9 protein-coding genes are annotated in these 11,812 nt (G+C 61.4%); 5 read left to right on the top strand and 4 right to left on the bottom strand.

What is annotated here, in order from left to right:
* Nucleotides 1-3: 3 nt before the first annotated feature.
* Nucleotides 4-4,050, bottom strand: coding sequence for a translocation/assembly module TamB domain-containing protein (locus ASG35_RS01190; protein WP_056351834.1), 4,047 nt, complete (start codon nt 4,048-4,050; stop codon nt 4-6).
* A gap of 28 nt (nt 4,051-4,078) precedes the next feature.
* Nucleotides 4,079-5,866, bottom strand: a complete 1,788-nt coding sequence (locus ASG35_RS01185; RefSeq protein ID WP_156392984.1) for an autotransporter assembly complex protein TamA — start codon at nt 5,864-5,866, stop codon at nt 4,079-4,081.
* Between the two features lie 536 nt (nt 5,867-6,402).
* Between ASG35_RS01185 and ASG35_RS01180 the strand changes: the two genes are divergently transcribed.
* The 3 genes from ASG35_RS01180 to panC all read left to right on the top strand — a co-directional run bounded on the left by ASG35_RS01180 (nt 6,403) and on the right by panC (nt 8,420).
* Nucleotides 6,403-6,591 (top strand): DUF3460 family protein, encoded by a 189-nt coding sequence (locus tag ASG35_RS01180; protein ID WP_172811963.1) that lies wholly within the window; start codon nt 6,403-6,405, stop codon nt 6,589-6,591.
* Between the two features lie 110 nt (nt 6,592-6,701).
* Nucleotides 6,702-7,487, top strand: coding sequence for a segregation and condensation protein A (locus ASG35_RS01175; protein WP_056352856.1), 786 nt, complete (start codon nt 6,702-6,704; stop codon nt 7,485-7,487).
* A 99-nt stretch (nt 7,488-7,586) separates the two neighbouring features.
* Nucleotides 7,587-8,420, top strand: coding sequence for a pantoate--beta-alanine ligase (panC, locus tag ASG35_RS01170; protein ID WP_056351827.1), 834 nt, complete (start codon nt 7,587-7,589; stop codon nt 8,418-8,420).
* 64 nt (nt 8,421-8,484) lie between these two features.
* On the opposite strand, the gene ASG35_RS01165 is transcribed toward panC, so the two are convergent.
* Nucleotides 8,485-9,111, bottom strand: coding sequence for a ParA family protein (locus ASG35_RS01165; RefSeq protein ID WP_056351823.1), 627 nt, complete (start codon nt 9,109-9,111; stop codon nt 8,485-8,487).
* Nucleotides 9,112-9,290: 179 nt separating this feature from the next.
* Between ASG35_RS01165 and ASG35_RS01160 the strand changes: the two genes are divergently transcribed.
* Nucleotides 9,291-9,710 carry a PaaI family thioesterase gene (locus ASG35_RS01160; protein WP_056351821.1) on the top strand — a complete coding sequence of 140 codons (420 nt, stop codon included), beginning with the start codon at nt 9,291-9,293 and terminating at the stop codon, nt 9,708-9,710.
* 20 nt (nt 9,711-9,730) lie between these two features.
* Here ASG35_RS01160 and ASG35_RS01155 read toward each other — a convergent pair whose 3' ends face one another.
* Nucleotides 9,731-11,206: a cobyric acid synthase gene (locus tag ASG35_RS01155; RefSeq protein ID WP_056351817.1), complete on the bottom strand. Its 1,476-nt coding sequence runs from the start codon at nt 11,204-11,206 to the stop codon at nt 9,731-9,733.
* 68 nt (nt 11,207-11,274) lie between these two features.
* Here ASG35_RS01155 and cobU point away from each other — a divergent pair, with 68 nt between their 5' ends.
* Entirely contained in the window at nt 11,275-11,811 is a 537-nt protein-coding gene (gene cobU / locus ASG35_RS01150) for a bifunctional adenosylcobinamide kinase/adenosylcobinamide-phosphate guanylyltransferase (RefSeq protein WP_056351813.1), read from the top strand.
* Nucleotide 11,812 lies beyond the last annotated feature (1 nt).

Genomic DNA, 11,812 nt, shown 5'->3' with positions numbered 1-11,812 from the left:
TGCCTACCTTTCCGAAGGCCCGTTCCTTCGCGCCCACGAATCGAAGCGCCGCGTATAAAGCAGATCGAGTCCCTGGAACGTGCCGCCGTATGCCGAAACGGACCAGAAGCGCGACAGGTTCAGCGTCATCTTGATGGCGTTGCTGGCCGACTGCAAGCCCTGCTCGTAACCAAGCACCAGACGTTCGTTGATGGCTTTCGACAACATCACGACTTGCGGATCGGTCAGCCCGACCTCGCTGGTGCCGATGGAAAACTCATCGAGCCCGAACGTCTGCGCGATCCGCTTGCCGCTCGCGCTTCCGAGCAATGCCAGCGCGTTGGTCATCGCGCTTTGCTGGCCCACGTTGTTGCCCTGGTCCGTGCCATGACCAAACAACAGCCACGACAGCTTTTCGTTGTCCGGCACGTTGGGCTCGGAAATCAGCTTGGCATTGGGCGCCTGAACCGTTCCTGTAACCTGCACGCCGGCTTCGATTTCCTGATTGCGTCGCATTGCGAGGATGTTGATGCCGGGATTGGCGACCGGCCCGTTGAACGTGAAGAATCCGTTCTCGATGCCGAGCTTTCGCCCGAACGCCGTGTACGTCGAGCCCGGCGTGACCCGCACGTTGCCGACCGCGCGCAACGGCATGTTTGGCGCGCTCATGGCGGTGATGGTGCCGGCGAGACCCAGGTCGGCGCCCGCACCGCGGAAGCGGAACTTCTGCCCAAGGTTTATATCGATATTCGCGCGCGGCGCAAACGCACCCACGGGTTTGTCGCCGGTGGCCACCACGGCCTGGTCTTCGCCTTTCACCGTACCGTCCGGCCGCACGATCACGACGTCGTCACCGAGCGAAGGCGCTGATTGCTCAGGCAGATCGAAAAGCGCGTGATCGACGGTGAACTTGCCGTCGATATTCATGCCGCCCTTCAACCCCCCGTTCGCCACCGACGCGCTACCGGACAACTGCAACTGCCGGTCCGGCGAAGCGAACAGTTCCAGCTTGTCCGCAATAATGCTCGCCGTCAGATCCGGCTGATCCTGATCGAGCCGCACTTTTCCGGTTGCGCGCAGCGTGCCGCTCGCGCCGTGGAACTCGACCTGCTGAAGATCAACGAGGTTCTCGGAAAGCGCAATGCGGATCACGCCGTCCTTCAACTGCACACCCTGATCGATGACTGTCACCGACAACCCGTCGCCCGTCAACATGCCGGACACCGTCGGCTTGGCGACGATTCCCGCGATAGTCAGCTTCAACCCGATCCGGCCATCGAGCAAATACGTCGGGCCGATCAATCCGCCCGTTGTACGCAGCGTCGGCACGTTGGCTTCAATGCCGCCGCTCACGGGCGCATCGTCGGATACGGTCAGCACGCCATCGCGCGAAACCAGCGTTGTATGGACGTTGGCATCGATCACGCCGATGCGCGACGCCTGCGCATGCAACGTGGCGTTGAGCCGGTTGCCGCCGGTGAAATCGGCACGCGCGGCAATGTCCGTGATGCCTAAAGCGGCGACGCCACGAGCGGCGTCGATGGACACGTCGCCACCGCGCCGCTTCACTTGCACGTAGCCCGTCGCGGTCGCGCCGAGCGCGAAGTTCCAGTCGCCGTCGAAGACGAGATCGGTCTTGATCGGCGGCGGACCACCCATCAGTTCCTGGCGGATGTCGAGCATTCGCAACACGGAGAGATTGGTCAGCGAGCCAACAGAACTGATACGGCCGCTGTCGAATGCGAACGATTTCAGGTCGAGCACGGCGCCTTCCGCCGACAACCGCGTTGCACCCAGCGCAATATGGTTGGGGGCGTAGCTCACGGTCAGCGGCGCGTCGAGATTCAGGTTCGGCGTGCCTTTATTCGATAAACGCGTGACCGTGCCGTCCCAATGCGCGCCGTCGCGGGCGTCGGTGAGGCGGCCGTTTGCCGCGAGCGTCAGGTTGACCGCATTGCCGCGCAACTTTCCGACGGCTGTTGCGTTGAGCGTGTGATTGGCCCGCGTGCCGTTCAGGTCGGCGTTGAAGCTGGAAAGATCGACGCCGTCCGTGCTGACATCGCGCGCCTTCAACGTAAAGACGAGCGCGCCGTTCGCGCCGTCGCGCGCCTCGGCACGCCCTTCTGCATGACCGACGCGACTGGCGCCGAACACCACGCTGTCGGCCTGATAATTCGCCGCGACATTCGGATGCGCGAAGGAACCGGTGAGATCGCCGTCTGCCTTCACGAGGCCCGCCAGACCGAAACCAAGCCGCTCGAGCTGCGGGGCGTCGATGCGAAAGCGCAACCGGTCGCTCGGCGTACCGAAACTGCCATTCAGATCGACGTTATTCCCCGCGATGGAAAGCGTCGCGTTGCTCGGCAAGATGCGCGTTCCCACCACCTGGATTGTGCCCGCGCCGGTCAGCGGCAAATTGTCGTAGACGCTTTCGCCGAGCTTGAATTGCGCTTTCGTGGTGAGCGTGGGCGCGAGTACACCGGTTGCGGAAAGCGTGCCGTTGACGCGCGCTTCTATGGTCCGCGGTTTCGCAGCGGGCCGCTTTGCGCCCTTCGCTGGCGGCGGCGTTGCGAGCAATTGATCTGACAGCAGCAACGGATTGAAATCGACGATCTTCGCCTTCAGGTCGTAGCTCGAATGCACGTCTTTCTTGAGCGCGCCGTTCAGCTCCACATGACCCTTCCCCACACTGACCTTCACGGCATCGAATGCGGTCTGCTTCGGGTCGAGCGTGATCTTGCCTTGCGCGCGCAGTGCGGCCTTGGCGTCGTTCAGATCGAGCGTGATGGTCTGTGTATCGCCGGCAAGCTTGATACCAATTGGTCCACCGAACTGCGTTGGCCGGATGGTCGATTGAATTTGACTTAAATCGAGCCTGGCTACTTTCAGGTCGAACTCGCCCTTGCCGTCTTTGAGCGTCCCACCGCCCGTAAGCGTTGCATCTTTCAAAAGCCGCACGTTCAAATCAGAGATGACTTGCTCGGAGGCATCGAGCTTCACGTTCGCCTGGGCGTCGATCAACGGAATCAACTGCTTGTCCACCGTCCCCGGCTTCGCATTCACGATGGAAACCGGCCCGGTCACGACCAGCGCGTTCGGCGTTGCCGGATCCGGCTTGAGTTCGGCTCGCAGCGCCAGATCCGCGAACGGCGCGCTCGGACTGAATGCCTGTGGATTCACGTGATCCACGGTGACGAGCGCACGCTTGAGCGGCACCTCGCCGAACGGCTCGGCCTCCACGTGCGCGTTGCCCTTCAACTTCATGCCGCTTGCATCAATATCCGCCGTCAGGTTCTGAAGCGATCCCGAAAGGCGCGCGGCGACCTGAACGGTTTCGTCGCTCACCTTGCCCGAATATCCGACGTCCCCGGTCAAGGGAAACGGCCGCGCGCCGCCGTCGAGTTTCAGCGCCGCCGTGACTGCGCCGAACGGTGTATCGAGGCGTTGGACAGTGGCCGCGTGATGACGGCCATCGCTATGACCCGACAGCGCGAGCCCGGAAAATTCCGTGGTCGTCGCGCCTTCGTGAAGACGCAGCTTATCGAGCGTGACGTCGCTGATGACAAGCTGGATCGGCAAGCGCAGATCCTTCGGCAACTCGACCGGACTGCTACTTTTCGGCGATGGCGCGATCCGGGCATCGACCGTTCCAACATGCAAATAGGCGATGGTGAAACGCAACGGCGCGCGCGTCAGTTCCCATTTGCCGGACACCTTGTCCACGCCGATATCCGTGCCGTCGGCGCCTTTCCAGCGAACGTTGCGCAAGTGCAAGCCAGTTGCAATCGCGCCGCCATCGAGCGTGCCGCTCAAACGCCCGCCGAGCAGCGACGTTGCAGCCTGCCAGACATACCGCGTCCCGCGCTCGCTGTTCAGGCCGTACAAGATCAGCGCAAGTCCGAGCGCCAGGCACAGCACCAGCACTAGAACAATTCCGCCCAGCCATTTCGCGAAACGTCGCCAGCCGCCGCGCTTCTTTGGAACCGGTTTGCCGCCTTCGGACGCGCCGTCTCCCCGGCCCTCCGAAGGGTCCGGTTGCTCTGCGGGCGATTGGCCGTTCTGTTCCGTCATGCGCGAAAAAACACGTTATGCAAACTCATCAAAAGGCAATTCCAAGCGTCAGATACGGACGGATATCGCGGTTCTTGAAACCGTACGCAATGTCCACGTTCACGGGTCCGACCGGACTGCGCCAGCGCACGCCGACGCCTGCGCCGGGTTCGAAAACGCGCTCGCTCCAGGTGTCGGCGGCCGCGCCTATATCAAAGAAAGCCGCGCCACCCCAGTCGTGCGAAAACCAGTGCTGATATTCGGTGCTGCCAGTCAACAAGTATTTGACCGGCAACACTGAACCGTCGACGTCGTGACCGATACTCTGATACCCGTAACCCCGCACCGAATTTGCGCCGCCCGCACGAAACAGCAGCGACGCCGGAATGCCGCTCGACCCGCCGCCGGTAAACACGCCGCCGAATTCCGCGCGGAACACGAACAAGTCGCGCTTGCCCAGTGGCAGGTATTGCAGCAGGTTCGTGTACACGCGGCCGAACGTCTGGTCGGTGAGAATGCCTTTGACAGCAAAATCAGCTTCGGCACGAATCAGATTGCCCGAGCGCGGGAACAGCGGGTCGTCCACGTTACGGCGCACCCATTGCCATGAAGGTACCAGCGCACGGCTCGTTGTAGGCGGTCCGACGTTCTGCGTTAGCCGATCGGCATAGAAAAGCAGCGAATACGTCGTGTCGATGTTCTGCAGCGAACGCGAACGCTGCACGCCGGCGCGCGCGCTGTAGATGCGTGTATCGGACACATTGGTGTTCGTGTACGAAGCCAGCACGCTGTTCACCCACGCCCGGTTGCCCGGCGGCATGGCAAGCTGAACCTGTCCATATTGCTGCGTCTGATCGATACGGCCCGACACCGTGAACGGATACGCCTTCCCGAACGTATCCAGATAGCTATAGGCGCCCTGAATGTGCGGCCCGGTATCGGTTGCGTAACCCACGCCGTAGCGCACGCTGTTGTACGGATACTCGCTGACCTTCAGGTGCATCGGCGTTTCGACGGGCTTGGTCACGTCGTTATCGGCGTCGATGGCAACCGACGCGTAATACGGCGTGTTCTGCAACTGGCGCTGCAATTCGTTCACGCGCGCGACGTCGTAGATATCGCCTTCGTGGATGGGATTCACGTTGTGAATGATCTGCTCGGGATAACGCCGCACGCCTGAAACGTCGAGCTTGCCGAACGTGAAGGTGGGACCGCTATCGAACGTCACCGACAAATCCACGATATGCGTGCGTGGATTCACCCGCGCCTTTGATTGCGAAATTTTCGCGCCCAGATAACGCCGCGATTGAAGCGCTTTCAGCGACGCATTTTTCGCATCGTCCCAAGCGCCTTGCGAGAACGGATCGCCTTCGCGAATCGAAAACGCAAAGCGCGCGGTGTTTTCCTGCGCCCGATCCTCCTCCGTGATGGCGCCCTTGAAGGTCAGCGACACGGAGGCAACCTTGGTTTGCGGGCCGGGATCGACGGAGATCGTGACGGATCGTTTTTCGCCGTCGTTTTTGACGTCGGTACGCACGACGGGCGTGAAATAGCCGTCGGTTGCAACGAGATCGCGCACTTCTTGCGGCGTGGCCGTGACGAGGAAGTCGAATTGTTCGTCGCTGATATCGGTTCGTTTCTTGAAACGCGACAGATCCAGATGGTCTTTCAGAAGCGACCGGATGCTGCGGGGTGCGTCGATATCCACGTCGTATTTGGCGTGCGCGGGCACGGCGAAGACGCAAAGCGCCAGCGCGTGGAGCGACCAGACGGCGCGTCGCACGAATGACGGCGCACGGGAAGGCGCTTTCGACGATGCAACCAGCGGCGTTTCCAGCCGCCGATGCTCGGCTTGCCCGCGCTTGAAGCGCAGCGGATCAAACAGGCGCCCCGCCAAACGTGACCTCCGGGTTGGATAAAACAATGAGTTGGCAATGAGAAAACACCCGCCAAACAAGCGGATATTCCGGCAGGCGCTATTTCACCACATTGGCGGCGCCGGCTGTCCCGAAGCGTCCATTCAGGCATTTCGCAGAGGGCGCGGTTTTTCCGAGCCATGCCGACGCTCAGGCACGCAGGACGAGCGCTCAGCACAATGCGAAAAACGCGGAAGTGCCGCTTGGACGGCGCTTTGCCGTGCTTGTTCCGCGATTTTGCAATTAATGACAGGGTTTTTACCGACCCGGCGTTTTGCTGCGAAGCTAGTAGTTTTTATAGACCGGATGGCCAACGCGCGGCGTTCGCGTCCGGTTTCCGCTCCACGCCCGGATGCTTGCGGTAAAATTGCGTTTGTTCCCGGCGGCGTTTCACCTTACGTTTCATCTGTGTTGCGCCGCGCCCGTTTCTGAATCGTTCTGATCCAACGGAAGTCGAATCATGTACCAGTCGGACATCACCCAATTCATCAACAAGCTGAAAGAGCAAAAGCCGTCGCTGGAAGACGAACAGCGCAAGGGCCGCGCGCTCCTGTGGGACAAGCAGCCGGTCGATCTGGACGAACGCGCGAAGCTGAAAACATCGCGGGTCGAGCAAACGTCCTACGTCTATTACCAGAATTTCTGAACGTGAATTCCGCGCGCGACGCGCAGCACGCTGCGGATCATTCGGGAACGGACAAGGACGATCGCGCCGCCGCACTCGCCGCGCCCGCGACCGATTCCACGCCGAATACCATTGACGGCGTAGCGTTCGCGCACTTGTACGGCGAGCCGCTCTGGAAGCTGCCAACGGATCTGTATATCCCGCCGGATGCGCTCGAGATCTTTCTCGAGGCGTTCGAAGGTCCGCTCGACTTGTTGCTGTACCTGATCCGCAAGCAGAATTTCAACGTCCTCGACATCCCGATGGCGGACGTGACGCGCCAGTACCTTGGCTACGTCGACCAGATTCGCGAATCGAACCTGGAACTGGCGGCGGAATATCTGCTGATGGCAGCCATGCTGATCGAGATCAAGTCGCGCATGCTGCTGCCAGTCAAGAAGGCGGATACCGGCGAAGAAGCCGAAGATCCGCGTGCCGAACTCGTGCGGCGTCTGCTCGAATACGAGCAAATGAAGCTCGCGGCGCAGCGCCTGGATCATATTCCGCAACTCGGCCGCGACTTTCTGCGTGCTGAAGTGTACGTGGAGCAAAGCTCCGCGCAGCGCTTCCCCGACGTGGATGTGAACGACCTGCGGGCCGCGTGGGCCGACGTGATCAAACGGGCGCGGCTGGTCGAGCATCACAAGATCTCGCGCGAAGAATTGTCGGTGCGGGAACACATGAGCGTAATCTTGCGGCGTCTGCAGAACGCCCGTTTCATGGAGTTCTGCGATCTCTTCGATCCCACGCGCGGTGTGCCAGTCGTGGTCGTGAATTTCATCGCCATGCTGGAGTTGTCGCGCGAATCGCTGATCGAGATTACCCAGGCCGAGCCGTACGCGCCTATCTATGTGAGACTCGCGTATTCACCGGCTTAAGCGTGAATCCTGTTTATCTGACGCGATCTTGCACAACCCCTCTCTTTTTCCCTCGGAGCCGCGTGTTCTTCGCGCTGCCCGCAAGGAGTCACCCGCTAGATGAAAGTCATCAGCTCGATCCATGAACTGCGCGACCAGTTGCGCGGCCAGAACCGAACCGCGTTCGTCCCGACCATGGGCAACCTGCACGAAGGCCATCTTTCGCTGATGCGCCTTGCGCGCCAGCACGGTGATCCGGTCGTCGCCAGTATTTTCGTGAACCGGCTCCAGTTCGGCCCGAACGAGGATTTCGATAAATACCCGCGAACGCTGCAAGACGATATCGAGAAGCTTCAGGCGGAGAATGTGTATGTGCTGTTCGCGCCGACAGAAGCGGATTTGTATCCGGAGCCCCAGCAATATCGCGTGCATCCGCCGACCAATCTGGGCGATATCCTTGAAGGCGAATTCCGCCCCGGTTTTTTCCAGGGCGTATGCACGGTCGTGATGAAACTGATGTCTTGCGTGCAACCGCGCGTGGCCGTGTTTGGCAAGAAGGATTACCAGCAACTGATGATCGTGCGGCAGATGTGCCACCAATTCGCGCTGCCAACCGAGATTGTTGCCGCCGAAACCGTACGCGACGCCGACGGCCTGGCGCTCAGTTCGCGTAATCGCTTTTTGGCGGCCGCCGAGCGCGCCGAAGCGCCGGTGCTGGCGCAAGCGCTGAATCGCGTGCGCGACGCCGTGCTTTCGGGTAACCGCGACTATGCATCGATTGAAAAAGAAGCCGTGGATTCGCTCGCATTGCGCGGCTGGCAGCCGGATTACATTGCGGTGAGAAAGCGCGTGGATCTGTTGCCGCCCGGGCCGGCTGACACGGACGCGCCGCTCGTTGTGCTGGCCGCCGCCAAGCTCGGTTCGACGCGCCTGATCGACAATCTGGAAATCTGACGCGGACTTGAATTAAACAACGCCGGCGCCCTAAAAAGCCGCCGGCGTTTTTCATGGTGAAAGCTTACTTCTTCGACACCCATTCAATAATCGGCTGCCACTGTTCCAGATCCTTCTCCACGCGGCTTCGCGCCACGTCCCAGATGGTCAATCCGTGCGCGGCGGCCTGCACGTAGTTTTGCGTATCGCGCAGATAACCCAGCACCGGCAGGTCGAGCCCTTCGACAAACCGATGCAGCTGATCCGCAGATTTCGTGCGGGCATCGACACGCATTCCGACCACGCCCACCTCGATACTTCCCTTGCGGATCGCCTTTTCCTTCTGGAGGCGGACGAGAAACTCCTGAGTAGCGAGAATATCGAACATGGATGGCTGGAGCGGCACGATCACTTTGTCCGCCAGTTCGAGCGCCAGCGCGAGGCGCGTGCCGTGAATGCCGGCGGGGGTATCGATGACCGCTTTTTCCAGTCCTTTTGGCGGCTTGGTCGGAGCGTCCACGTTGGTGGTCCACTCCTCGATCTTCGGCAGCGTATCGGGCCGCAGCCCCAGCCAGCCGTGCGCGGACTGCTGTTTGTCGAGATCTGCGAGCGCGACCCATTCGCCGTTTGCCGCGAAATACCCGGCCAGATTTGTCGAAAGCGTGCTTTTGCCCACGCCGCCCTTCGGATTTGCCACCACGATCACCGTCATAGATCCATTCCACGTGTTTTGCCAGCGCGACGGGTCCTGATGATGCGGTCTTTCGAGACCCGGTCGTGCTGTAAGCGCTGTAATAAGTGAAAAGTTCGAGCCGTTGATACTATCGGATTTGCTTGTTTCAATCCACGCACGCGTCAATCACCCACCCATTCAGCCAAGGACAATCCCAAATGGCCGTACTTCGCCCCGATGTCACCCTCGAACATTTGCGCGAGCGTCAGCGCGGCACGCTGCCCGATTTGCTAGGCGTGGAAGTCGTATCGGTGGAAAGCGGCGCGCTCACTGGAAAACTCGCCGTGAGGCCGCAAGTCCTCGCGCCCAACGGGTTTCTGCACGCCGCGACCGTTGTCGGATTGGCGGATACATGTTGCGGTTATGCGTGCATCGCGCATTTGCCCGAGGGCGCGAAAAATTTCACGACCATCGAATTGAAAAGCAATCACGTGGGAACCGCGCGCGACGGCGTGATCACGGCGAAGGCAACTGCCGTGCACCTCGGGCGCAGCACTCAGGTCTGGGACGCGATCGTCACGAACGGCGAAGGAAAAACCATCGCGCTGTTTCGATGCACCCAGATGATCCTGTATTGACCGGCAGCCGAAGAATGCCTTCAGGCAAATAAAGCCGCGAGCGCGTTCAGGTCCAGCGATTCGCCCAGCGTGTCGGCGAGACGGTTCAGCGACGCTTCGCGCAACGCAGGGTAATCGAGCGCCTGGGCATCGCGCAAACCGGCCCATTCGAGCAGCGCCGCACAGGCTTCAGGGGTATCGAAAACGCCGTGCAGATAAGTCGCGGCGATCTGATTGTCTGCGGAAACGGCGCCATCCGGTCGATTGCCGTTCAGCATGACCGCTGGCCGCGAAAGCGCGGCGCCCGTCGTGCGACCCATGTGGATTTCGTAGCCGCGCACGAGCGCCGAGTCACCGCCGATGGTCAACCGTCCGGTCACGTTATCGAGCAGCTTGTTGGCGGTGAGTGTGGTATCGAGTTCGAGTAACCCGAGGCCGTTCACGCAGCCGGCGGGACCTTCGAAACCTTCGGGGTCATCGACGGTACGACCCAGCATTTGCATGCCGCCACAAATTCCGAGGACTTTGCCGCCGTATCGGAGATGCCGTTCGATCGCACGATCCCAGCCGTTTTCGCGCAGCCATGCAAGATCGCGTTGCACGCTTTTCGATCCCGGCAACACGATCAGATCGGCCGGCGGCGGCGCGGTCCCGGCGCGCACGTATGAAAAATCCACTTGGGGATGCGCGCGCAGGGCATCGAAATCAGTGTGATTGCTGATTCGGGGCAGCGCCGGAACGATCACTTTCAGCACCTCGGCGCCTTCGCCGCGCGCGTGGAGCTGGCTTGGCAACATGTCCTCGGCGTCGAGCGTCAGGCCATGCAGATAAGGCACCACGCCGAGCACCGGCTTGCCGGTCTGTGCTTCGAGCCAGTCGAGGCCGGGCTGAAGTAGGCTGATATCGCCGCGAAAACGGTTGATCACGAATCCACGAACCCGCGCCCTTTCGCTCTCCGACAAACACGCGAGCGTCCCCAGCAAATGCGCGAACACGCCGCCACGGTCGATATCCGCCACCAGCACGACCGGGCAATCCACGCGCTCGGCGAAACCCATGTTGGCGATGTCCCGATCGCGCAGATTCACCTCGGCCGGGCTTCCCGCGCCTTCCACGATAATCGTGTCGAATCGCTGCTGAAGGCGGGCGTACGACGCGAGAACGGCATCGAAGGCGACGGTTTTGTACGCGTGATACGCACGGGCATCGAGATTCGCGTGCGCGTGGCCGTGGATGATCACCTGCGCGCCGCGATCGCTCGTCGGCTTGAGCAGCACGGGATTGAAGTCGATCTCGGCATCGACGCCCGCCGCGATCGCCTGCAAGGCCTGCGCGCGGCCGATCTCGCCGCCGTCAACTGTGACCGCGCTGTTCAGCGCCATGTTTTGCGGCTTGAACGGCGCGACTTTCATGCCGCCACGCAAGGCCAGCCGGCATAAACCTGCGACCAGCGTGCTCTTGCCAGCATCGGAAGTCGTGCCCTGGATCATCAGCGTGCCGCGCGGTGCAAAGTGCATATTGGTCGGGGTGTCGGTCGGGGTATCAGGCAAGCCGCTATGTTAGCGCCCGCCGGTACAATATTGCGATGACTTCCCCCGACCTCACCTTCATTCTCGGCGGCGCGCGCTCGGGAAAAAGCGCGTTCGCCGAACGCATCGCCACCGATAGCGGTTTGCCCGTCACGTACGTTGCCACGGCGCGCGTCGGCGATGACGAATTTGCGGCACGCGTGGCGCTGCATCGCGAACGACGGCCGGCGCACTGGGCGCTGGTCGAAGCGCCGCTCGATCTGGGCGGCGTGTTGCGCGAACTGGATCGCGAAGGGCATGTGGTGCTGATCGATTGCCTCACGCTGTGGCTCGCCAATCTGCTTTTCCCCGCCGATGGAACCGCGCCCGACGGCCCGCCTTTGCAAGCGTTCAACGCCTTCGATTCCGCCTTGTCACAGGTCAAGGGAAAGGTGATCGTGGTGAGCAACGAAATAGGTCTGGGTGTTGTGCCGATGGGATCGGTGACACGACTTTACGTCGATGAACTCGGCCGCCTGAACCAGCGCGTCGCCGCCACGAGCGCGCGCGTGACCATGATGGTGGCGGGTCTGCCACTCGTCCTCAAAGGCTGAC

Source organism: Burkholderia sp. Leaf177 (genome assembly GCF_001424345.1).
Lineage (GTDB): Bacteria > Pseudomonadota > Gammaproteobacteria > Burkholderiales > Burkholderiaceae > Caballeronia.
This window is presented reverse-complemented; position numbering and strand designations above follow the sequence as displayed.